A 23,135-nucleotide genomic window follows, 5' to 3' on the forward strand; every position below is an offset into this window, starting at 1 on the left:
AAGGAACAGGCTCTTTGCGTAAACTTTGTTGCTATTTGATATAAAATTCGGAAGATAACGTCATCACAAAAAGAGCTACTAACTCCATGTTAAAGAGAGAAACCTTAGTATCCGGGATATCACGTATCTTGTGAAAAACCTTTCAAAAAAATTGCTGCTTTTAAATTTATCCTACTTCCATCATACTTGGAAGTATTGGAGCAGAAGGCGTGCTGCCTCCAGAGGGACTAGCGGGCTTCTAGTTCCAACATCCAGCAGTTCGGGAGTGAAAAACCATTACTATTAAAACAGCGGCAATCTTTGTGGAAACAGCCAAGGTATATACTGTTTTCCCAACGAGTAATGGTAAAACTAAAATGACTTTAATAGGGATATCATGAACATAAAGTTTTATGCATTTATAAAAGGAATCATTAAACCAAAGGAATTGCCTTTCAAGCCCGGATAAATAGGGCTTTTTTTATTTTCAGATATTAATATTGTTTTATAAAGTAATTTAAATTACTATTAAAGGTAATAACTAAGAAGGAGTGTTATTGGTGAAGACAATTGAAAATGAAGAAATTTCAAACGCATTTGATTTCGATTCATTTCAAAAAGAGTTTGAAGAGGTGTTGAAAGAATTCCAAGGAACAAATGATATATTCATCCTTGAAAGGACTCTAAAGAAAATGAATGCTTTGCGCCTTAAATATGAAGCAGCTAAAAATCTTATTACTCTTCGACATGTACAGGATTATAATAATCAAAAAGCGTCGGCAGCATATCAGAAGTTCATGTCATGGGATGCCTTCTATCAAAAATTAGTGAACGGGTATTATCATGCTCTCCTTCTTTGTAAGAAGAGAGAGGAGCTTGAAAAGAAATGGGGAAAACAGTTATTCAGGATTGCCGAATTGAAAGCAAACTCTTATCGAGAAGAAATAGAAAAAGAGCTCATTCTTGAAAATCAACTTATGGAAGAATACTCGAATTTACTTGGAACAGCTGAAGTAAATTTCCATGGAGAAAAGCTGCCGTTATCCGCTCTAGGTCATTATATGGTTAGTTCAGATAGAAGGGTCAGGAAGCTTGCATGGGCAGCCAGAACAACTTTTTTTGAAGAGAACGGAGATGAATTTGATCAGATTCTTGATGAATTAATAAAGGTGAGAAATGAAATCTCGCTGAAATTAGGAAGGAAGAACTTCATTAAGCTGGGTTACGAGCGTATGAATCGTATAGGCATTACCCCTATTGACTTAGAGAGTTATCGAAATCAAGTCAGGAAGCATGGCGTAGTTTTTGTATCATCTTTAAGAGAGAGGCAAAAATGCAGTCTTGGTGTGGAAACCTTAAAGTATTACGATGATAAAATTATGTTCAGGGATGGTCCTCCCACAATAAAGGTAAATCAAAAGCAGTTTATGGAACGTATGCAATTTCTATTGAAAGATCTCTCTGAAGAAACTGAAACATTTTCAAGTACCCTATTCCAACATGGATATTATGATCTATATCCTAGAAAAGGTAAGAGCGGCGGAGGGTATGCAACATATCTGGGAAGAGAAATAAAGCCTTTCATATTTGCAAACTTAACAGGTGCTTCAAATGATGTTCGTGTCTTTACTCATGAAGCGGGGCACGCCTTTCAATTTTTTATGAGCAGCGGGCTGGGGTGTCCTGAATATATTATTCCAGTCGATTCTGCAGAGATTTTTTCTTTTGCAATGGAAAGGTTTGCGTGGCCGTGGATGAATGACTTTTTTAAAGAGGATTCATCGAAATACAAGTACTCCCACCTGGCAGAAGCGTTTATGTACATGCCTCTCGCAAATGCAGTGGATGAATTTGTGCATTTCATTTATGAAAAACCACAAGCTTCTATCAAGGAAAGAAGAGAAAAGTGGAGAGAGCTGGAAGAAAGCTACATGCCTGAAATGGATTATGACGGAAATAAATATTTGGGCAGTGGCGGAAGTTTTCATAGTATTGCCCATATATATTTAACCCCTTTTTACTTCATAGACTATGACTTGGCACATACAGTGGCAGTACAGTTGCAGAAGAAAGCTCAAAAAGACCCAGCGGCTGCCTGGCAAAGCTATCTGGAAATGTGTAAAGCGGGTGGCAGCAGGACATTTCATGAGCACATCAAGGCGGCCGGACTGAAATCCCCTTTTGAAGAAGATGCATTAGCCGAAATTCTTGAGTTTGCTGATGAATGGATTAATGCAAAACAAGAATTCATCATCTAAATCAAGAATAAAAATGTATGAATATATACTTCCTCCTGCTGGAGAAGATTTTGCCTGCACAAATAGAAAAGGGAAGCAAAATTGCTTCCCTTTATTGTATCATTAGGAGTTCCCTGACGGCTTTTTCAAGTGAGCCAAGTGTTTCGATGTCCGGAAGGTGGATTCCCTGCTGGATGATCTTATGTGCCATATCAGGAAGGATTCCCGTTAAGATTACCTTGATTCCAAGTAACTTCAGGGCCTCAGCGATTTTCATGATTTCTGATGCCACCATATCATCCATCATCGTGACTCCTGAAAGATCAATGATTAAATGTGAGAGGCGGTATTGGGATGCCTTGTTCAGGGTTTTTTCAAGGATGATGTGTGCCCGCTCCCCATCAATATCGCCAATCAGCGGCAGTATCGCAACACTATCAAAGATTTTAACAACTGGAGAGGAAATACTGAGGAATTCCTCTTTTGTATTTTTGAGTGCATTTTCATGATATTGAACATAGCTTAACCCGAAAATCAAAATGGCTTCATCCAATAAAGGATCTATGATTGATGCTGCGTCAAAAACCGTTTCAAGAGATAAGTCATATTCTGTGGCTATTTCACGGATATACTTCCAAATATGTTTTCTGTATAACTTTGAAGTGCTCAAAGTGCTCTTCATTGGTGCATTGGAAGCGATAGCCGCCTGTCCGGCAAATTCAGCCCAGTGAGCTATGTCTTTCATGAGTGAATCAGGTTTATCCTGCTGAAGTGATTGGGCAAGCAGGTAAATGAATTGTGCTCTGCCTTCAAGCAGTTCTTGGATTACAGATTCATCAAGGTCTAACTCTTGATAGGGTTTGATATTTGTTATTTCTCTGGCAATGGTATATTTATTCTCGATTAATTTTTTCGATAGTAACTCTAATTGATCCATGTTTTTACCCCATTAGTATATAAGTTATAAGATTCCTAGTTAATAGTACATAAGAATTAATATACTTACAACCGAAATGCCTTGTATTAGGAGTAATCTGACTTGAGCCGGGGGAGAAATCATTGCCTGCCCGACTGATTAATATTCAAGGAAACTGGCAGGGGAATTTGAAATCGGGTAGAAGGTGTGGTAGATCTGCCTGTCATAAAGCAAGGAGTGAAGTGAATTTGGCATTACGAAAGATGCAGCGGCCCAGGATTCATCGAGGGTTCCGGGGCCGGGTATATCTATAGGACCTCAGTCTTGTCTTCTTTCGGACGGTCCAGCTTCATTCGCTCCAATTCCAATTTCATCATTTCAGTTTCCATGACAAAGTTCTCTTGTTTAAGTTTTTCCAATTTAAGTTCATCTTTTAATAAGGCTTGCTTATACTTATAGCTTTTCTGAAAATGGTCGGTAACGATGGCTATAATCGGGATGGAAAAAATCATGACAACAGCGATGGTGCCTGTCATAATACCCCTCCTTAATATAAAAGTAATGTTAAACGTATTTTCTATTATATAGATATTTTATCTGAATTGATAGATTATTATCTCGGTCCGAAGACTGAGTTTTAAGCGGCGGGGGTCTTAAATTTACTAGTCTGCCGAATATAATATAAAGATGATAAGAAAAGCAATAATATAACTTTATTGGCCAGTGGTAAAAAGGCAGAGTGATGAAAATCGTTAAAATATATTCATTGCTATCAAGTACGATTGACAGGGCAAAAAAGTTTCGTTCTATTTCGATTTTACTTAGTTTTATTCGAGCCAGGGGAAAAATCTTAAATCGATCTTTTTGTATAGCTATTTTCGCAAAGGTTGTGGCTATTTTAAATTAATGGATTTTTGCTCCTGGCGCCCGACACCGCGGGGCGGATGCCCGGCCTCCTCGGCTTTTTAAAAGCGGTAGCGGCCGTTCAGCGACGTACGGACTGGACAGTCTCCGCATGAGATAAAGGAAACACAACGAACGTAGTTAAGTTGATGTTGACTTATCGCAAAGAGGCAGGGAAGTCCGCTAGCCGCCTTTGGCCATGCAGCTAGATTCACAAGGAGAGAGACCGAAATCTACTAGTCGCTGGCCGCTGAAGCTGGATTCGCCTTGATCAGACCTTGAGGGCTAGGCGCTGTAACTGGATTGGGGTCTCATCTGTCCCGCTGGTCCCACAGGAGGAACTTTAGCGGAAGTTCCTGGCTAAACATGCCATTAACTTCGTGTTTCCATGATTTAATGGTAAGATTCCTGGCTAAACATACCATTAACTTCGTGTTTCCATGATTTAATGGTAAGATTCCTGGCTAAACATACCATTAACTTCGTGTTTCCATGATTTAATGGTAAGATTCCTGGCTAATCATGCCATTAACTTCGAGTTTCCATGATTTAATGGTAAGATTCCTGGCTAAACATGCCATTAACTTCGAGTTTCCATGATTTAATGGTAAGATTCCTAGCTAATCATGCCATTAACTTCGAGTTTCCATGATTTAATGGTAAGATTCCTAGCTAATCATGCCATTAACTTCGTTGCTTCATTATTTAATGGTAAGATTCCTGGCTAATCATGCCATTAACTTCGTGGCTTCAATAAGTAATGGTACAGTTTTTCTCACACTAACTCATTTACTTGCATGCCCCCATATACCAATTCTCTTTAGCCTATATTTTAAAAGGCTTTCTGTGAAGTAAGGCGATATCTTTGAAACTAATACTAAACAGCAACATAGTTTACGAAAATAGCTTTTTATAAAAAGGATATTTCGCAGTGTATATAGAAATAATTAAAACGTTTTTTTAATGCTTTATTATTAACTTTCTGTTATTACGTTTTCCAGCTGCAGAGGTAATGGTGATCCTGTCAGTAAATAGTATAGAAATGGAATGGTGTCCGACATGTCAAAGGGGAAAATAATTTTATTAAATGGAGTATCAAGTTCTGGAAAAAGCACAGTAGCAGGAGCAATTGTAAAAAAACTGCCGAATTATTTCCATCTATCAATCGATGATTACGATTATATCATCGAAAAGATGGAGGACCGTGATAATCAGAGATTAATACCCGTGCCGACTGAATATTTCTTTCATAAAACGGTGGCTATGTTTTCTGATAAAGGAGTGAATCTCGTTGTAGATCAAATTCTTTTTAATGAGGAAACACATGAAGATTGTTATAGGACGTTAAACAATCCCATTGCCCTCCGGATGAACTGGAAAGAAGGGAAGCGGCCAGGGGAGACAGGCCGGTTGGGCAGGCTGGCGGTCAACTGAACTATGTGCATCAGCAAAATGAGGAGTATGATGTTGTAATTCACACACAACAAGATAATTTGGAGCAAGCCGTCTGTTTAATTAGTGAAAAACTGATGGATATTGAAAGATGTGCGGGATGGAAAAACTCTGTGATAGCATATTTTAATAAACAGACGGCTAAATGACAAGTCTGCTAAAAAGCGTTTTCCGAATTTAAAAGAAAAGCTATTTTAGGATAGATTGTTTTCCTTAATTACTAAATGCCGGATTTTTCTCCTGGGTACTGTTTTCTTGCTTCCCATAATAGTTCCGGTAAAATAGGTGAGGAAGCAACAAGTTTAAGGAAAGAGCCAAAGGAAAAAATCTCATTATGCCTTCTTGAATAGAACTGCTTTGTCTTTAGGCAATAATATTTTTCTTTTCATTATAAATGGGTTGCGACATTGGCATACTTTAAGTAGTATAGAAAAGTAGAAAAAGGCAAGTATTTCGAAATGAGGGTTTTCAATGGAAAAAGTTTCTATATATGGATTAACAATAGATCAATTGACGTCTTGGGTTGTTGAAAAGGGCGAAAAGAAATTTCGTGCTTCACAAATTTGGGACTGGCTATATAAAAAGCGCGTAACAAGCTTCTCTGATATGAAGAATATAGGCGGGCAGCTGATAGCATTGCTTGAAGAGAATTTCCATCTCGGTACGCTTCAGCAGGAAATCAAACAGGAATCAAAAGACGGCACAATCAAGTTCCTTTTCAAACTTGAAGATGGAAACTTGATTGAGACGGTTTTGATGAAATTTAATTATGGATATTCCGTTTGTGTCACTACCCAAGTTGGCTGTAATATAGGATGTTCTTTCTGTGCGAGCGGCCTGCTGAGAAAAAACAGAGATCTATCAAGCGGAGAAATCGTTGAGCAGATTATGAATGTTCAGCATCATCTTGACGCTAAAGGAAATGATGACAGGGTAAGTCATATCGTTGTCATGGGAATCGGCGAACCATTTGATAATTATGATAATTTGATGGATTTCCTTCGTGTAGTGAATGACCAAAAAGGATTATCAATCGGGGCGAGGCATATCACCGTATCTACAAGCGGCCTGGCAAACAGAATATATGACTGGGCTGATGAAAACATCCAAGTGAACTTGGCAGTATCATTGCATGCGCCGAATAATGAACTTCGATCCAGAATCATGAAAATCAATAAGGCATATCCACTGGAAAAGCTCATGCCGGCAATTGACTATTATCTGGAGAAGACAAACAGAAGGATTACATTTGAGTATATCTTGTTAAAGGATGTCAATGATCATAAAGAAGAAGCTATTCAGCTTGCCAAGCTTCTGAAAAGTAAAAAGCATCTTTCGTATGTAAATTTAATTCCTTATAATCCTGTGGACGAGCATGGGCAATACCAGCGCAGTACCAAGGAAGCAATCGTGGAATTCTACGGTACATTAATGGATCAGGGAATTAACTGCGGCGTCCGAACTGAACATGGTACAGACATCGATGCTGCTTGCGGGCAATTGCGCAGCAAGCAAATCAAGAAAGATAAAGAAAAAATACGTTCTTGAGAAACTAAACCCCTTATAGAGCCAACAGCTTGATAAATAAGCTGTTGGCTCTTGGTGTTTGTAAAGGGATTTTAGAAAGGCAGCCCCTCCATTTACAATAGTTTATGACCTGAGGCTTGTGCAACCAGCACAGTCTATGGTTCGAGGAATCGAAGCTGTTAGGTTGCTATTTGGCCGGAGATGTTCCATTAGAAGTAATGATGATCTTTGACGCGGGAATGAAAATCAACCTGCAAACAAAGAAAACGATGGAGAGGAAGAAGTAAAGCAGACAACCTGAGGACAAAAACAAGTGAAAAAGAAGAATAAGAAGAATAAGAAGAAGATGTATCCAAACAGATTCAGTGAAATCATCCAGCTATTGAAAAACGAACCCTTCTTTTGCTACAAGAAAAGTTCCTGAAGAATCAAAGCTGTATAACTCTGGAAGGATAGGTGAAGAAGTAGGATATTAAATCAAAGAGACAAAATATTCCCCAAAAACAGAAACTTACCTTATAATATCCCTATATAATTTCGAAGTATTTGAGGTGTTTATCTATGAAAACTATCGGTTTGATAGGCGGAATGAGCTGGGAATCTTCTTCAGAATATTACAGATTCATCAATGAAGGGGTGAAATCATCTCTAGGCGGGCTTCATTCAGCAAAATGTATTCTATACAGTGTGGACTTTGAAGAAGTTGAAAGATACCAGTCACTCGGGAAATGGGATCAAGCGGCGGGTTTATTGATAGAGGCAGCACAATCCTTGGAGAAGGCCGGGGCCGATTTTCTTATCCTATGTACAAATACGATGCACAAAGTGTATCAGGATATTTCAAGCAGCGTCACTATCCCTTTTCTGCATATAGCAGACGCAGCTGCAGCTCAAATCAGAAAGGAAGGTATCGTCACAGTCGGACTGCTTGGTACACGGTATACGATGGAGCAGGATTTTTACAAAGAACGTCTGCTGAATAATGGAATTAACGTAATAATACCTGCAAGAGAAGATAGAGAAAGAATTAATGCTATTATTTTTGACGAATTATGTGTGGGCAGGGTTGAGAGTCCATCAAGAGATTTTTTCCAAGAAGTTATGAAAAAGTTATATAGTAAGGGAGCTGAAGGAATTGTTTTAGGGTGTACAGAGATCGGCCTTCTTATAACAGGCGGAGATTGGGAGCTGCCCATCTTTGATACAGCTGCCATTCATGCTGAAGAGGCTGTAAAGAAAGCTTTGCAGGATTAGGCAGAATCAGGTACCTGGTATAAAGGGCAGTTTTATACCAGGTACTTTAGTCATCTTAGATTCTGCCTATTAACTTTGGGTCCCTTGAAATGCCGGAATGTCCCGGAATCCAGTTGGCAGGTATGCCCTGCCCCGTTTCACGTCCATATTGTATACCTTGAAGAAGCCTCAGAATCTCGTATATATTGCGGCCGACTTCCAGTGGATTGACAAGCTTAGAAACAATGATTCCTTCAGGGTCGATTATAATGGTTGCTCTCAATGCCGCTCCGCTCTTCTCATTCAAAACCCGGTAAGCTCTTGATATTTCTTGTGTTCTATCACTCACGAGAGGATACATTACTTTGGAAAGTGAAGGCGAAACTTCGCTAAAAACTTTATGGGCATATACACTGTCAGTGCTTATAGCCAGCACTTCAGCGTTTAAAGATTGAAAATCAGGGTAGATAGCAGCGACCGCTGCTAGTTCAGTAGGTCATACAAATGTAAAATCACTTCCATAAAAGAACAGGATCACCCATTTACCACGCAGCTGATTCAATGAAATGTTTTTAATTGATTTATCGGCATTAAAAAAAGCCTCCGCTGAAAACAAAGGAGCAGGATTTGATGTCTGTGCGCAAAAAAACTGATCACCTTCTTGATTTCCTCTGTAGTCCATTTCCTCACCTCTTTTCTATAAGTAAGATAGTGTTAATATATTCTTCAAGAAGGAATTTTATTAGAATAGAAGTATCATTGCAGACAGAAATCAGTAAAAAACGGGATTATTAACTAAGAATAGGTATACTCTTTGAATCTTTCTTATTGGCTCTTTTCGTAAACTAAGTTGCTTTTATATATATTTGTTGTGATAACTCCATAATTTACATGAAACTTGGCTGCTCACTTCGATTAGTAAGATAACCTTGGAATTCGATGATATCCAAAAGCAGCAATTTAGGTGAAAACAGCTTTCTTAAAAAACAATGGTTAAAGTGAAACTTTTTAAGGATATGATTCGTTATGTTATAAGGGGCGGTCTTTTTACCCACTTCCTTTTTTGAAAAAACTAAGATTGAGCGTGAATTTACATGAATTTATATATGTTAATCGCTGTTTGTCTCCTTTCCTATGGTTTTGGAGGTCTGAACGGAGCGTATTATTTAACCGGATATTATTTAAAGGACGACATCCGCCGCTATGGAAGCGGAAATGTGGGAGCTACAAATGCAGGAAGGATTCTTGGGAAAAAAGGTTTTATATTGACAGTCATCGTGGATGTTTCAAAGGTGGCGGCTGCCATGGCGATTGCTTACTGGATGACTGAGAATGAAAGTCTCGCCATGGCTTGGAGTGCGTTTTTCCTGCTAATCGGGCATATCTTTCCTCTGCAGCTTGGATTCAGGGGAGGAAAAGGAGTAGTTGTCTTTTTTGCAAACTCCCTTTTTCTGGTCCCTATCAGTATTCCGGTATGCGGTATTATCATGGGAATAACTTTCATATTGTTAAAGGATTACAAGAAAGCAGGGTTTATGTCGATGCTTTCAATTCCCATCACTGCTTATCTCGTAGACGCTCCTTTCGAATACTGGACAGTTTTGCTGATCATGTTTGTTATAGTCTTGCTCGTACATAAAAAAATCACCATTGCCGCAACTTCATAACCGGCACCATTAGGAGGTTTTAGAATGAAAACTGCTTCTCTTCACTTTAAGATAGCAAACGAGAGGGAAGAATTTAACCAGATTCATAGAATGAACTATGAAACTTTTGTGGATGAAATTCCTCAGCATGAAAGAAATCCAGAAAAAATGCTCATTGACCGTTTTCACAATGAAAATACATATATTATTGCAAAAAAAGGGAATGAATTGATTGGGATGATTGCGGTCAGGGGGAATAGACCATTCTCGTTGGATCAAAAACTACCTGAAATTGATTCTTATTTGCCTGAAGGAGGGATCCCGTGTGAAATACGGTTACTCTCTGTACAAAAGGACTACCGCAGCAGTATCGTCTTTTTTAAGCTGGTAGAGAGAGCGGTGTCCCATTGCTTGAGGAATGGATATAATCTGGCGCTCATTTCCGGGACTGTCAGGCAGCTGAAATTGTATAAGCGTATAGGCTTTGAGACTTTTGGTCCGCTTGTTGGTGAAAACGACGCTCGTTTCCAGCCTATGTATATCACGAAGGACAATTTTGAAAGGGCGACCAAGGCATTTAACAGGCTGATGCACAGACAAGATTCAAAAAGGAAGATGATGAATTTCCTTCCTGGTCCAGTGCCGGTAAACAAGAAGGTGGAAGTAGCATTTTCTAAGGAAGCAGTCTCCCATAGATCAACGGATTTCATGGAACAGATCAATGATGTGCAAAGCAGGCTTAAGAAGTTGACTGGTGCGACAAATGTTCATGTGCTTGTCGGGACTGGCACTCTATCTAATGATCTTGTTGCAGCGCAATTGCTACGCCAGGAGGAAAAGGGATTGATCCTTGCTAACGGGGAATTCGGATTGCGCCTCATTGATCACGCACGCCGGATGGGACTTCACTACGAAGTTATAGCAAAGGATTGGAATGAAAAGATTACTATGGAAGAAGTAGATGAGTTTCTTGATTGCCATCCTGATATCAGATGGTTATGGCTGGCTCACTGTGAAACTTCCACTGGTTATATGTTCGACTTGGAAAGGTTTAAACAGCTGTGCAATAAGCATGAAGTGAATTTATGTGTGGATGCGTGCAGTTCAGCTGGTGTCACACAGTTGAATCTAAGGGGGGTATTCATGGCAACCACTGTCAGCGGTAAAGCAATTGGTTCTTACCCGGGACTGGCCATTGTCTTTCATCGTGATCCAGTAGACGCGGATAAGTCATTGCCTCGATATTTAGATCTTGGTATGTATCATAAGCATAATAGCGTTCCTTATACCCACTCTTCTAACCTGGTAGCCGCTTTTCATGCCGCATTACTAGAATTGGATCCTTGTAGCAAAGCTAAGCTTAACCAGGAAGTAAGAATGACTCTGGAAAGGTCGGGAATAACTTGTCTAGGAGACAGCACTTATTCTCCGGGTATCATTACCATTCCTCTGCCGGGCGTCATCTCTTCAAGGGATTTTGGTGATAATTTAAAAAGAAAAAATTCTTATCAGCTATGAAAGTGACTACTTATTGAAAAGAAATTGGGTTCAAATCGCCTTGATGGGCGAATATAATTCCAGCGAAGTGATGATGGCTATGGATCAATTTATAGAAGAATATGAAGAACAAACAGCCAGTGCGGCAGCGGTCCTATGAAATTTCCCACGATCACTCCTGCCATCAAGATCTCATCTATTAGACTAGTCATCATAGCTGTTACCGCAATTTGGATAAAAACATTATTTGTATTATTCTTAGGGTTTGATCTGAAAATTATATCAGCGGTTGAAATTCCTTTTATCATGATAAGCCCCATTGGTTCGTTACTGCTGTTGTTCGGTTTCAGTTTCTATTTCACGAAAAGCTTCAAACCTTTTCTCTTCTGGACAGCCTGGGTAGTCGCCAATGCATTGTTGTATGGAGACTTGCTGTACTATAGGTTCTATACTGATTTTGTCACCCTGCCCATACTTTTTCAGTTCAGCAATGTAGGAGGATTGGGTCCGAGTACCGTGGAATTAATGAGCCCTTGGGACCTGCTGCTATTTTCGGATTTGTTTATTTTACCTTGGATAATGAGAACAAGAACACAAAAAGGGACTTTAATTAATTCGAGGGTGAAAGTTTTATACGCAGCTGCAGGAGCATTGCTCGTACTATTTACGGTCGGTATCGGTTTGCTCCGATCACCATATCTCTTTGCCGCCTCGTATGACCGCGATGGCATGGTAAAGGCACTCGGGCCCTATAATTACCATCTTTTTGATTTTGCTCTCGGGGCGGTGACCCCTCTTAACCGGACATTTGCCACTAAGACTGATGCAAATCATACTGTAGATTATTTAAAGAGCAAGAAAGGTTCTAAAACTGACTTATTTGGCGCTGCGAGTGAGAAAAATCTGGTATTAATCAGTATGGAATCCACTCAGAATTTTGTGATCAACCGTGAAATCAATGGAGAAGAAATTACTCCGTTTTTAAACGATTTGATTGAAGACAGTTTTTATTTCAGCAATGTGTATGATCAGACAGCCCAAGGAAAGACATCCGATTCTGAATTCATGATTGATACGGGATTATACCCGCTGGCAAGCGGATCGGTATTTGTACAAAAGCCTGAAAATACCTATTACAGTCTTCCTCATATTTTGAAGGAAAGGGACTATTATACTTCCGTTTTTCATGGTAACGAAAAAACCTTTTGGAATCGTGAAAAAATGTATAATGCTTTGGGCTATGACCGGTTTTACTCAGAACGTGAGTATGATGTAACAGAGGAGAACTCAGTGAATTACGGGATAAAAGATATTGAATTCTTCAGTCAAACCGCAGATAAGCTTGAGGAACTTCCTCAGCCATTCTATTCAAGGCTGATCACTTTGACCAACCACTTCCCATTCCTTCTTGAAGAGGAAGATAAATATATCAAAGAAGCGGATACCGAAGTGGAGGTTGTCAATCGTTATATCACCACTGTCCGTTATCAGGACGAAGCAATTAAAAAGTTATTCAAGGATTTGAAGGAAAAAGGACTCTATGATAATACTATGTTCGTCCTTTATGGAGACCATTATGGAATATCAGAGAAGTTTGAAGAGGGCATATATGAAATCCTGGGGAAAGAGGCGTCCCCTGTTAACCATGTTTCATTGCAGCAAGTACCTTTGATTATCCATATTCCCGGTCAGGAAGGTGGATTGGTTACCAGGGCAGGGGGAGAAATTGATATCCGTCCTACGATTCTTCACTTGCTGGGCATCAAGACGGAAAATAAACTTTCTTTTGGACACGTCTTATTTACCAGAGATGAGGAACACCCGGTTATTTTCCGAGATGGAAGTTTTGTAACAGAGGACCTTACTTTCAATGATGGGATTTGCTATGAAAACACGGACGAAAAGGTAGTTCCTGTAAAGTGTATTCCTTATAAGGAAACTGTGAGGCGTGAGCTGGAACTTTCCGATGACATCATTTATGGTGACTTATTAAGATTTTTAGAATAAGCTTTTCTAAAGCAGGAATGAGCTTGTAAAGACGAGTTAGTATTTAACGGTAAATTGATGGGGCTGCCGCACCCATTTAATATTTAGATTCTCGAATGAATCCCATTTTAGAGATATGCCTTGTATTATTAGATTTGAACCTTTTGCTGCCAGCAAAAGGTTTTTTGTATGAGGCGGTTATCGCTATCAATGCTGCTTTTCGGAAAAATCTCAAAAGTCGGATTTTTTGTTAGGGGTGCCTGCTGAGCAGCTTGGGATACCAAGAGTCGTTTTATTGATGATAGGTGTCCCTCGAGAACATGTTGAGAGACACCAGGAGTCCGTTTTTCGAAGCTAGGTGTCCTTCGTAATCTGGGAAATATCCTCCCGCTTCATAAGTATTTCTCTTAAAACAAGGGAAGCCGTTTTCTTTTTCGATTACAAGGATATTTCGGATGAGATGAGTCGTCATCTTTAGGAATTAAATTACCCGGAAACAAAGTTTACGATAAAAGCCTAATATGAACAAGCAGAAAGCCCAATTTTATGAAACAGTCTGTCGGCAGTTCTGATAGAAAGACAGTCAATCATTCACTTTCTTTGATTCTAATTTACCTTCAGAAAACATAAACTGTACAAGCTGTTTTTATAAAGGTGGAGAGGTTCGTTGAGTATCACAATTCTTTTCAGCTATGTCTTTCTAGGTTTGACACTGGCAGCACCAATTGGTCCCGTCAATTCAGCAAGGCTGGATAAAGGTATTAGGAATGGCTTTTGGCATGCCTGGGTAGTTGGAGCCGGGTCAATGATAGCGGATGCTGTCTTTATGCTGTTGGTCTATGTCGGGATGGTCCAGTTTTTGAATATTCCAGCAGTCCAGATATTTCTTTGGCTTTTCGGCGGATTTATTTTGATTTATTCAGGGATAGAAAGCATGATAAGTGTAAAGTCTTACTCATTCGAGAGCATCAGAAAAAAAGATTCGTTGACCAAATGCTTTTTTACAGGTTTTATTATGTCTATATCCAGTCCGCTCTCAATCCTTTTCTGGCTAGGCATTTACGGATCAATTCTGGCGAAAACCGCTTCGGAAAATGGTACTGGAGATCTTTTGGTTTACAGCAGCATGATATTTCTGGGGCTGACTATTTGGGATGTTTTTGTGGCATTGCTTACTACTTCTTTAAAAAAATATTTTAATTCTAATGTTCTTATCGCGGTATCGATTTTATCCGGCCTGTCCTTGATAGGCTTCGGGGCATATTTTGGTTATCAAGGCATAATGGAGCTTTTTAGTTAGATGCGGACTTTTTCCCAATAATGTTAAGGATACTCTTTAATATACTTGTAGTATAATAAGGGTATTCTGTTAGTAAGGGTGAAGAAAGATGAAACCAATCGGAGAATTACCTGAGAAAATTTCTCTGTTAAATGCATTAAATAGTATAGGAGAAAATATCATTATCGCAGACCTGGATTATACCGTCTCCTGGATGAACAGTCATGCTGCTGATCTAATGACTGAGCTCGCACCATTATTTGGGCTGAATACTGCTGAAGACATGGTCGGGTTGAATATGAGTGCATTTCACCATACTCCTTCTCACCAAAAAGAAGTAATGGATAAACTGACTGAAATCCACAGGGCCCGTATATCAATCCGCGATAAATTTGCTGCTGATATAGTCGTTACCCCCATAAAAAACGAGAAAGATAAAATTGATGGATATGTCGTCATGCTTATGGATGTGACAACTAAGGCAATAGAGGAACAAGAAAAAGAAAAACTAATTAAGTCGCTTTCTGTCCCAATTATAAAAGTCTGGGACAACACCATTGCATTGCCGCTGATAGGACATTTTGACAACGATCGTGCTGAAAGCATGATTGCTTCTGTCTTGCATGAATGTGCACTAAACAAAGTTGAATATGTACTGGTGGATCTAAGCGGAATTTATGAATTGGACATGAATATTAAATTCCACATACAAAAGCTTTGTGATTGTCTGAGTCTTATTGGTTCTCAATGTGTAATTGCCGGCATTACCCCGGAATTTGCATTGGCTGCGGGAGATTTATCAGGTCAGCTTCCTATTTTCAGAAATGCCCATGCAGGCCTGAAATATGTCATAGAGAAAATAAATTAATTTTTTATAAAGAAAGTAGTGTGTTTTCCTTTCAAATCTTCCGATAACCTGTTATGATTAATAAGAATTATTTTTGTTCGGTATGTAAGAAAGAAAGAGAATGAAATCTTTAATTCTGAATACCCTGAGAGCAAGGATAGTATTAATAATGTGTGAAACGCACTAGGAGGCAACAAACATGGAAAAAGGTACAGTAAAATGGTTCAACGCAGAAAAAGGTTTCGGATTCATCGAAGTTGAAGGTGGAGAAGACGTATTCGTACATTTCTCAGCTATTCAAGGCGAAGGTTTCAAATCTCTTGACGAAGGTCAAGCAGTAACATTTGACATCGAGCAAGGTCAACGCGGACCTCAAGCTGCAAACGTTAATAAAGCATAATTCATAAACTTAGTGAAAGTCTTTCAAGCCAGCAGGTTTACCTGCTGGCTTTTTTATTTTGATGTTCTTTAAAAACCCCTGGTTATGCCTGAGGTTCAAGAGAGTTTATAGCGTGGTATAAAAGATTTCCCCTTAATGAAGTGATAAGCAGATTTCCCTAACATATCATCTCATTTAATTTTAGGAAGATGTGTGCCCTTTGAAGGACGAGAATCATTCTATCTAACAGATGCAGATGATATTAAAGATCGGCTTCGAGATGGGATATTAAGAGAGAACAGAGTGACAGACGTCATTGTTCAATTAGATGAAGATGAGGAATGTTCAAAATGGGAAGAGAGTAGAAATATTAATAAAATATTTCAGCCGTTATGAAATTAAAAATTTGAATAACAAAGTGGCTTCTAAAAATTGCCCCCGGACTCGACTGCATCCGAAGGTCTTCCCCATTTTAAGACAGGGAAACGGCGCAAAGTTTTAAAAAAATGTAAAATATGAAACTATTTTGTATTCTCCATCGTATACATAGTATACCCTCTAGCAGTTAATCAAAAGAGGGGACAAACATAGAGAGGGGTTTGAATATGGAATTATTCGGTGTACTAATGATTTTGATTCCAGTGCTTGTTGTCGCAGCAATCGCCGGGATTGCATACTTCTTCTGGGTGAGGTTCAGGTACCGCACTGCGAAGTCCAACCAGGCTTTGATTATTACGGGACCAAGATTGGGTGATCCTGAAAAAGAAACGAATATCTTTACAGATGATGAAGGAAGATCCATGAAGATCATCCGTGGAGGAGGCTACCGCTTAAGAAGGTTCCAAACTTCCACACCTGTCAACCTGACATCATTTCAATTGAAGCTCTCCACACCTCGTGTTTATACCAATGGCGGAGTGCCAATCGTTGCAGACGCGGTTGCCATGGTGAAGGTGGCTGATTCTCTGAATGGTATAGCTAATTATGCAGAGCAGTTCCTCGGTAAAGACCAAGACGAAATTGAATTGGAAATTATTGAAGTATTGGGAAGTAACCTGAGAGCAATACTTTCAAAGATGACTGTTGAGGATATCAACAGCGACCGTGAAAAATTCAATGCAGATGTGGCTGAAATCGCTCAGAAGCAATTGGATTTAATGGGATTCAAGATTACTTCCCTCGGATTGACTGACTTAAGGGATGCGGATGAACAGAACGGATACTTAGAAAACCTTGGACGCCCTCGTATAGCAGAAGTACGCAAATTGGCTGAAATTGCTGAGGCGGAAAATGAACGTGAAACGAGGATTCACAGAGCGCAAACAGATCAGCAAGCAAAAGAAGAAGAGTATAAGCGTCAAATTTCCATAGCAGAGAGTAAGAAAGAAAAGGATATCAAAGATGCCGCTTTTAAAGAGGAAACAGAAAGAGCGCGCGCCAAATCTGAACAATCCTATGAACTCGAAAAAGCAAAGTTATCAAAAGAGGTTAAAGAAGAAGAGTTAACATTGAAATTCCTTGAGCGTGAACGTGCTGTTAAACTCGAGGAAGAAGAAAGCAAGGTCCGTAAAACTAAAGCTGACGCAGAATACTACGAAACTACGAGAAAAGCGGAAGCAGAAGCCCGCAGATCGGAAATTGACGGAGAAGCAAAAGCCAAAATCCGCCGTGAAGAAGGTTCTGCTGAGGCGGACGTTATTCGTGAACGTGGTAAAGCAGAAGCAGAAGCGCGTAAACTGCTGGCTGAAGCCATGGAGAAACATGGCGATGTCATCATTACCGAAAAACTGATTGAAATGCTTCCTTTATTCGCAGAGAAGATTGCCCAGCCTTTAAATAACATTGACTCTGTTAAAATCATTGACTCCGGCAATGGAAACGGTATTCCTTCTTTCGGAAAAAGCATCACCAAAACAATGGTCGATATGCAGGAACCATTAAAGGAAATGACAGGTATTGATGTAGGTGAATTGCTTAAATCCTATGCCTCCAGATCCAATTCAAACCATTCGTCCCATCAGGGTGGAGGAACGGCGCTGGCAGAAGCACCACAAGCAGCTGTCCAGGACAGCGGGCAAGAACCGTCAGAAGAGGATAAAGAGGAGAAATAATAATAAAGAGCGCATCCTGCAGCAAGGATGCGCTTTTCATTACTGAGGTGGGATAAAATGAGAACAGAATTAAGTAAAGTGATGGAAATAATCAAACTAGGTGAAAAACTTAAATATGAACTCCGGCACAGCTGGTTGTCTAATGGCCGCAGAGAAAGTGTGGCAGAACATACATGGCGCGTGGCTCTCATGGCGGTATTGATCAGTCCTAAACTTTCCGTTGAAATAAATATGGAAAAACTTCTTAAGATGATCATTATCCATGATTTAGTGGAAGCTGAAGCAGGGGATATTCCAGCATTTGAAACTTTAAATAATGCTTCTATCAAATCTAAGAAAAGAGAAAATGAAATCAAAGCCATTATGAATATAAGAGATACCTTGGGAGGTGAGGTTGGTGAAGAAATTTACGAATTATGGATGGATTTTGAAGACAAAGCTTCTATTGAAGCCCAAGTGGCAAATGCATTTGATAAGCTGGAAGCGCAGATTCAACATAACGAAAGTGACATATCAACCTGGCTTCAGATCGAACATGCAATGAGTTTTCGGCTTGGAAGTCATTGTGAGTTCAGCCCGGAGCTTGTAATCCTGAAAGACCTGATTCAGGATGAAGCTGAACAAAAGCTCAACAAAGCAGGCATAGAAGCAGACCGGCTTAAGATTTAGTCTTGGATTAACTCCTAGTTGAACATTAGAAAAAAAGTTTTTTAGTTCAGCCCCCAATCCTTGTGAACGGTGCTTTAATAAAAAGATTTCGGAAAAGTCTAAAGAGCCTGATTACACCTTCTCCCTAATTTCAGAATATTTCATATGTTATCATTGAGAAAGAATTCAAAACGAGGGAGAGAAACATGGAATTAATTATACATACTGACACATTAAAGAAAGCATTATACATAGTCGGGAGAGTAATTTCCGCAAACCCGTCATTTCCAGTCCTAAGCGGCGTAAAATTAGAAGGTGTTAAGGAAAGTCTGATAGTTATGGGAGGAGATTCGGACATCAGCATCATAAAAACCATAGATTTGAAAGAAAGCCCACAAGAGGAAATAGTGGAGCAGGGAACACTTGTGGTACCGATCAAGTATTTTCATGAACTTATTAAGAGAATGCCGAATAACAGCCTGGTTACAATAAAGAAACTCTATAAGAAGGTACAAATCACTTGCGGGGATATTGAAACAACTCTGAGTGGACTAAACGAAGAAGATTATCCTGCTGTGCCTGAAAAACCACCTGGAGATGGAATCAGTATCAAGGGTTCTTTGCTGACAGAAATGATAAAGGAAACTCAATTCGCTGCTGCTAAATCAGATACGCGTGCAGTTTTAACTGGTGTGAACTGGAACTTTAAAGAAGAGGAATTGACGATGATTGCGACAAATTCACAGAGGCTTGCATTGAGGAAGGCATCTTTGAAAACGAACTTGACTGGAACCTTCATCCTGCCTATAAAGACTTTAACTGAACTTGTTCATTCCATTGATAAACATCAATTTATAAACATGTATCCCAGTGAAAGTATGTTTACATTTCAGTCAGAAGACTTGATCCTCTACTCCCGGCTGATATCGGGGACTTATCCGGATATTAACAGGATCATTCCTAAAGATTCAGCTACAGAAGTGGTTGTTAAAAAGGGGAGGCTACTCGAAGGGATAGAAAGGGCTAATCTGCTTGCCGCACAGTGGAAGAATAATAATGTAACCCTCTCAATGAATATGGACGGTAAAATCAGGTTAAGTTCAAGCACATCTGAAGTTGGACAGATTCATGAAAGATTAGAACCTGTGGAAGTCCAAGGAGAAAGAAACCTGAAAGTATCTTTCGATGGGAAGTTCTTTGCAGAAGCTTTAAAATCCATACAAGAAGAATTAGTGTCACTGAGTTTCGGAGGAAGCATGAGGCCGTTTACCATTAAACCATATAATAAGAAATCAACAATTCATTTAATCTCTCCGGTAAGGGCTTCCTCTTAAAATAGTAAGTTTAGGAGATGTATATGGAACAAGAAACATTAAAACCTAAGGTTATCATGACCTGCTCTGTAATCATTATCATTAGTTCAGGGACAGCCTATTTCTGTGATGACACTGCATATGCCGGATATTCATTTATGATTGCGTTTCTGACCTCTGTTGTGTTATCAATCGCATTGATTGTAGAGGAATGAAGGGAAACTGGACTGGCGGAAAGGCAAGTGTTTACTCATAAGCCCTCTTGTTTCCAATTTTTTTGAGGTGGAAAAAATTTCAGCCGCAATATTAAAAAAACTTCCTTTATAGGTAAGTTTTTTTATTTCAAATTATTTGAGCCTGCTAGTCTGCCGGAGAGAGCACACCTGCCGAAAAAATCTCTTAAAGAGTAGTTGAGTAGAGCAGCATTGACTGTCGCTATTTTCTTGAAAAGAGAGTTTTAAATATGTGGTGAAGATGTTTGACTTCCTCGATTAAAGGATAATTAGCAATTAAGATAATAAAAAAATCTAATATAAATTTATTAAAATGAATTCTGAAAACCAAAAAACAAGGCGGTGTAATAGTATGAGTAATTTCAAACGCGATAAAGTGAATGTAGGTGACTGGGTTAGAGGTTTTGCCAAAAATGGGGCTTTGATTCAAGGATACATGGAAAATATTGATCCCATTGACCCTTTGTTCAAGATAAGAGTAATCGACAGTGACGATAAGGATTTGATCGGGTACACACTTAATATGGATGACAGTTTGATGGAGAAAATGCAGACAAGCAGTGCGCTGACAGAACCACAGCTGAATTTTTTAATTGATAAAGCGCTTGAAACCAACGACAAGGAGTGGTTCTTGGAGCTTTCTAACGCTTTGAAAAACTTCAATAAACATACTGCGAAAAATCTTTCGAGCGAATTTATTGAATTTTCAATAGAAAAGTAACACGGATTTTGTAAAAACTTTCCGTATATGATATGAGTGTATAGGTGAAAGACTTGAAAAAGATCACAGTTAAACTAAAGGAATTGCTGGGAGCGGAAGGAGATTCCAACGAAGGGATGATTGCACTGAAGATATCAAGGAATATTAATGTGACGGTGCAAGGGAGGCCTTTCAAGAGCGAATCGGATAGGGAGCTATATTTTGAAGCATTACCTGAAGAAGGAACAGCTAAGAATCATGCAGAAATCGTCCTGCTTCATAAGGAGGTTCCTGAATTTACTTTGGCTTTAGGGAAGAATGACATTCCCATATCAGCAATTCCTAACCACTGGCTGTTTGCAGAGCCTGCCATTAAATACTTACATGTCCAGACATTTGAAAAGCCTGAATCCTTTGCAAAAAGGCTGGCTGAAGCTATAAAGTTTTGAAGTTAAGAATATCAAATACTCTTAGTACTTATAGGATTATAGATTAGAAGGAAAGGGCAGTCCGGTTTTTACCTGGCTGCTCTTTTTCGCTTGCCAAATAAGAGGCTCAAACTAAGGTCACTTTATTCAAGTATCATTGAATTACGTTTCTTCTGCAAATGCCAAGTAAGGCTGCTCTGTTAGATTTTTATAATTGACTTTTCTTTAAAAATTGTTAATTTACAAACAGGATGCTCCCGAAAAAATGTTTGCAAACTGGATACTAAGGGGGTTTTCTCTTAAGAAGGAATGCAGCACTTTTTCTTTCTTGCTAACCAGGACATTTCAATCGTTATAGCCTTATGTTTCGATGTCCAAATTTAAAAGCAACAAAGTTTACAGAAATTTGTAAAAGAGTTTTAGAGTTGGATTGCCTTAAGGCGAGGGACTCGTCTGAAAAATTTATACATTGAAGTAAGTAATTCCAATGTACCAAGCTATCTGGCGGTTACTATATAGTAAATCTTATAGTAAGCTTAATGAGAGTAAGTGAGAATATGTTTTACATTTAAACTGCCGGATAGGGGAGAAGAAAATTTGTCTATTCATAAATATACCGGTTTGATTATGGCTATCTTGTTTGTGTCATTAACAGGGTGCAGCCTCCACCAATCCTACCACACTGCTCAAGATTCATCACTGACAGTGGAAGAAACAATCGTTGAAGAGGAAGGAGGAGAGGTTACCACACAAGGCTATATTATAGGACAACCTATATCCAATAGTACCATTATGGAAGAGGAATTTACGAATGACTACGCTTTGGCTATAGCTGACTCAAAAGAAGAAAATGACATCGGAAAAATGATCTTTGTCCAAATAACTGACAACTATCGTAATTCCTATGGCTTACAGAGTAACCCTTTATTAATGGGTAAAAAATAATAGTAACTGGACAGCGTGAAAGCTATTTCGCCCATCCCGGTATTAAATCCATCTCTTCTATTGAAGTTAAGTCAACCGATGAAGAGACGGATAGAGGAGAAGATGAGAAAGAAGAGCCTGAACCACCTGAAATAATTGATCCTTATTATGAATCCGCTTCTGGTAAGACAGGAAGGGAATTAAAGACTGCGCTGCACGAGATTATTGATGACCACAGAACCCTTTCTTATGATGAGGTCTGGGAGGCACTGAGGGAAACGGATGAAGACCCTGACAATCCAGAAAATGTGCTTTTATTTTATACAGGCCGTTCACAATCAAAACTTTTGAATGGGGGAGGTTCTGATGAGTGGAATCGTGAGCATGTATGGGCGAAGTCTCATGGAGGGTTTGGAACTGCTAAAGGAGAGGGAACTGATTTACATCATTTGCGCCCGACAGATACAACGGTTAATTCTTCAAGGAGCAATCTCGATTTCGATAACGGAGGTATTCCGCATAAAGAAGCCAAAGGAAATTTCTCTGATACCGATTCATGGGAGCCGAGGGATGAAGTGAAAGGCGATACTGCACGGATGTTGTTTTATATGGCCCTGAGGTATGAAGGAGATGAAGGTGAACTGGACCTAGAATTGAATGACAAAGTTGAGAATGGCTCCAATCCTTTTCATGGAAAGGTGTCGGTGTTATTGGAATGGCATAGCATGGACCCGGTAGATGAAAGGGAGAGGAGAAGAAATAATCTCATATTTGAAGAATATCAAGGAAATAGGAATCCGTTTATCGATCACCCGGAATGGGCGGAGATGATTTGGTGAGGCCTTTGGTGAGTATATTGGGCAAATTAAAAGGACAGTTTTCGCTGTCCTTTTTCTT

Annotated in this window: 21 protein-coding genes and 1 pseudogene; 19 read left to right on the forward strand and 3 right to left on the reverse strand. The window is 39.3% G+C overall.

What is annotated here, in order from left to right; genetic code table 11:
* The first annotated feature begins 539 nt into the window (after positions 1–539).
* Positions 540–2,237: a M3 family oligoendopeptidase gene (locus B9Z54_RS19730; protein WP_162785297.1), complete on the forward strand. Its 1,698-nt coding sequence runs from the start codon at positions 540–542 to the stop codon at positions 2,235–2,237.
* Positions 2,238–2,328: 91 nt separating this feature from the next.
* Here the strand turns inward: B9Z54_RS19730 and B9Z54_RS19735 are convergent, their stop codons facing one another.
* Positions 2,329–3,153, reverse strand: a complete 825-nt coding sequence (locus tag B9Z54_RS19735; RefSeq protein ID WP_113930080.1) for an STAS domain-containing protein — start codon at positions 3,151–3,153, stop codon at positions 2,329–2,331.
* A 287-nt stretch (positions 3,154–3,440) separates the two neighbouring features.
* Complete coding sequence (locus tag B9Z54_RS19740) at positions 3,441–3,668, reverse strand: hypothetical protein (protein ID WP_113930081.1); 228 nt, start codon at positions 3,666–3,668, stop codon at positions 3,441–3,443.
* A 1,426-nt stretch (positions 3,669–5,094) separates the two neighbouring features.
* Between B9Z54_RS19740 and B9Z54_RS19745 the strand changes: the two genes are divergently transcribed.
* The 4 genes from B9Z54_RS19745 to B9Z54_RS19760 all read left to right on the forward strand — a co-directional run bounded on the left by B9Z54_RS19745 (position 5,095) and on the right by B9Z54_RS19760 (position 8,268).
* Complete coding sequence (locus B9Z54_RS19745; protein WP_162785298.1) at positions 5,095–5,469, forward strand: phosphotransferase-like protein; 375 nt, start codon at positions 5,095–5,097, stop codon at positions 5,467–5,469.
* Positions 5,409–5,636, forward strand: coding sequence for a phosphotransferase-like protein (locus B9Z54_RS26740; protein ID WP_113930083.1), 228 nt, complete (start codon positions 5,409–5,411; stop codon positions 5,634–5,636). Before B9Z54_RS19745 ends, B9Z54_RS26740 begins: the two co-directional genes overlap by 61 nt.
* Before the next feature lie 322 nt (positions 5,637–5,958).
* Positions 5,959–7,035 carry a dual-specificity RNA methyltransferase RlmN gene (gene rlmN, locus B9Z54_RS19755; RefSeq protein ID WP_113930084.1) on the forward strand — a complete coding sequence of 359 codons (1,077 nt, stop codon included), beginning with the start codon at positions 5,959–5,961 and terminating at the stop codon, positions 7,033–7,035.
* A 540-nt stretch (positions 7,036–7,575) separates the two neighbouring features.
* A complete protein-coding gene (locus B9Z54_RS19760; protein ID WP_113930085.1) occupies positions 7,576–8,268 on the forward strand; it encodes an aspartate/glutamate racemase family protein in 693 nt (230 codons plus the stop codon).
* A gap of 55 nt (positions 8,269–8,323) precedes the next feature.
* On the opposite strand, the gene B9Z54_RS25885 is transcribed toward B9Z54_RS19760, so the two are convergent.
* On the reverse strand, positions 8,324–8,929 hold the full coding sequence (locus B9Z54_RS25885) for a peroxiredoxin (protein WP_240190025.1): 606 nt from the start codon (positions 8,927–8,929) through the stop codon (positions 8,324–8,326).
* Positions 8,930–9,341: 412 nt separating this feature from the next.
* On the opposite strand from B9Z54_RS25885, the gene B9Z54_RS19775 reads away from it, so the two are divergent.
* The 14 genes and pseudogenes from B9Z54_RS19775 (at position 9,342) to B9Z54_RS19835 (ending at position 23,077) form a co-directional block, all read left to right on the forward strand.
* The gene (locus B9Z54_RS19775) at positions 9,342–9,914 is read left to right on the forward strand and encodes a glycerol-3-phosphate acyltransferase (protein WP_113930088.1); all 573 of its coding nucleotides are present in this window, start codon (positions 9,342–9,344) and stop codon (positions 9,912–9,914) included.
* 24 nt (positions 9,915–9,938) lie between these two features.
* Positions 9,939–11,411: an aminotransferase class V-fold PLP-dependent enzyme gene (locus B9Z54_RS19780; protein WP_240190017.1), complete on the forward strand. Its 1,473-nt coding sequence runs from the start codon at positions 9,939–9,941 to the stop codon at positions 11,409–11,411.
* A gap of 13 nt (positions 11,412–11,424) precedes the next feature.
* Complete coding sequence (locus B9Z54_RS26265; protein WP_275887829.1) at positions 11,425–11,550, forward strand: hypothetical protein; 126 nt, start codon at positions 11,425–11,427, stop codon at positions 11,548–11,550.
* Positions 11,547–13,397, forward strand: coding sequence for an LTA synthase family protein (locus tag B9Z54_RS19785; RefSeq protein WP_113930089.1), 1,851 nt, complete (start codon positions 11,547–11,549; stop codon positions 13,395–13,397). Before B9Z54_RS26265 ends, B9Z54_RS19785 begins: the two co-directional genes overlap by 4 nt.
* A gap of 646 nt (positions 13,398–14,043) precedes the next feature.
* Entirely contained in the window at positions 14,044–14,676 is a 633-nt protein-coding gene (locus B9Z54_RS19790; RefSeq protein ID WP_113930090.1) for a LysE family transporter, read from the forward strand.
* Between the two features lie 88 nt (positions 14,677–14,764).
* Positions 14,765–15,523: an RsbR, positive regulator of sigma-B gene (locus B9Z54_RS19795; protein WP_113930091.1), complete on the forward strand. Its 759-nt coding sequence runs from the start codon at positions 14,765–14,767 to the stop codon at positions 15,521–15,523.
* Between the two features lie 178 nt (positions 15,524–15,701).
* Complete coding sequence (locus tag B9Z54_RS19800; RefSeq protein ID WP_113930092.1) at positions 15,702–15,902, forward strand: cold-shock protein; 201 nt, start codon at positions 15,702–15,704, stop codon at positions 15,900–15,902.
* A 584-nt stretch (positions 15,903–16,486) separates the two neighbouring features.
* Positions 16,487–17,992, forward strand: coding sequence for a flotillin family protein (locus B9Z54_RS19810; protein WP_113930094.1), 1,506 nt, complete (start codon positions 16,487–16,489; stop codon positions 17,990–17,992).
* Between the two features lie 57 nt (positions 17,993–18,049).
* Positions 18,050–18,661: an HD domain-containing protein gene (locus B9Z54_RS19815; RefSeq protein WP_113930095.1), complete on the forward strand. Its 612-nt coding sequence runs from the start codon at positions 18,050–18,052 to the stop codon at positions 18,659–18,661.
* A gap of 185 nt (positions 18,662–18,846) precedes the next feature.
* Positions 18,847–19,974: a DNA polymerase III subunit beta gene (dnaN, locus tag B9Z54_RS19820; RefSeq protein ID WP_113930096.1), complete on the forward strand. Its 1,128-nt coding sequence runs from the start codon at positions 18,847–18,849 to the stop codon at positions 19,972–19,974.
* Between the two features lie 23 nt (positions 19,975–19,997).
* Entirely contained in the window at positions 19,998–20,168 is a 171-nt protein-coding gene (locus tag B9Z54_RS25015) for a hypothetical protein (RefSeq protein WP_162785299.1), read from the forward strand.
* 370 nt (positions 20,169–20,538) lie between these two features.
* Entirely contained in the window at positions 20,539–20,907 is a 369-nt protein-coding gene (locus B9Z54_RS19825; RefSeq protein WP_162785300.1) for an IDEAL domain-containing protein, read from the forward strand.
* 53 nt (positions 20,908–20,960) lie between these two features.
* Entirely contained in the window at positions 20,961–21,335 is a 375-nt protein-coding gene (locus tag B9Z54_RS19830) for a DUF1259 domain-containing protein (protein WP_113930098.1), read from the forward strand.
* Between the two features lie 606 nt (positions 21,336–21,941).
* Positions 21,942–23,077: pseudogene (locus tag B9Z54_RS19835) on the forward strand (endonuclease).
* Positions 23,078–23,135: the final 58 nt, after the last annotated feature.

The sequence above is a fragment of the Bacillus sp. P14.5 genome (genome assembly GCF_003316765.1).
Taxonomy (GTDB): Bacteria; Bacillota; Bacilli; order Bacillales; family Bacillaceae_B; genus Rossellomorea.

What these genes read in the sequence shown, in the direction of transcription:
- B9Z54_RS19785 (WP_113930089.1), top strand. Translation starts at nt 11,547, where the DNA reads ATGAAATTTCCCACGATCACTCCTGCCATCAAGATCTCATCTATTAGA.
- dnaN (WP_113930096.1), top strand. Translation starts at nt 18,847, where the DNA reads ATGGAATTAATTATACATACTGACACATTAAAGAAAGCATTATACATA.
- B9Z54_RS19810 (WP_113930094.1), top strand. Translation starts at nt 16,487, where the DNA reads ATGGAATTATTCGGTGTACTAATGATTTTGATTCCAGTGCTTGTTGTC.
- B9Z54_RS19815 (WP_113930095.1), top strand. Translation starts at nt 18,050, where the DNA reads ATGAGAACAGAATTAAGTAAAGTGATGGAAATAATCAAACTAGGTGAA.
- B9Z54_RS25015 (WP_162785299.1), top strand. Translation starts at nt 19,998, where the DNA reads ATGGAACAAGAAACATTAAAACCTAAGGTTATCATGACCTGCTCTGTA.
- B9Z54_RS19800 (WP_113930092.1), top strand. Translation starts at nt 15,702, where the DNA reads ATGGAAAAAGGTACAGTAAAATGGTTCAACGCAGAAAAAGGTTTCGGA.
- B9Z54_RS19825 (WP_162785300.1), top strand. Translation starts at nt 20,539, where the DNA reads ATGAGTAATTTCAAACGCGATAAAGTGAATGTAGGTGACTGGGTTAGA.
- B9Z54_RS19745 (WP_162785298.1), top strand. Translation starts at nt 5,095, where the DNA reads ATGTCAAAGGGGAAAATAATTTTATTAAATGGAGTATCAAGTTCTGGA.
- B9Z54_RS19735 (WP_113930080.1), bottom strand. Translation starts at nt 3,153, where the DNA reads ATGGATCAATTAGAGTTACTATCGAAAAAATTAATCGAGAATAAATAT.
- B9Z54_RS19795 (WP_113930091.1), top strand. Translation starts at nt 14,765, where the DNA reads ATGAAACCAATCGGAGAATTACCTGAGAAAATTTCTCTGTTAAATGCA.
- B9Z54_RS19760 (WP_113930085.1), top strand. Translation starts at nt 7,576, where the DNA reads ATGAAAACTATCGGTTTGATAGGCGGAATGAGCTGGGAATCTTCTTCA.
- B9Z54_RS19780 (WP_240190017.1), top strand. Translation starts at nt 9,939, where the DNA reads ATGAAAACTGCTTCTCTTCACTTTAAGATAGCAAACGAGAGGGAAGAA.
- B9Z54_RS19775 (WP_113930088.1), top strand. Translation starts at nt 9,342, where the DNA reads ATGAATTTATATATGTTAATCGCTGTTTGTCTCCTTTCCTATGGTTTT.
- B9Z54_RS19740 (WP_113930081.1), bottom strand. Translation starts at nt 3,668, where the DNA reads ATGACAGGCACCATCGCTGTTGTCATGATTTTTTCCATCCCGATTATA.
- rlmN (WP_113930084.1), top strand. Translation starts at nt 5,959, where the DNA reads ATGGAAAAAGTTTCTATATATGGATTAACAATAGATCAATTGACGTCT.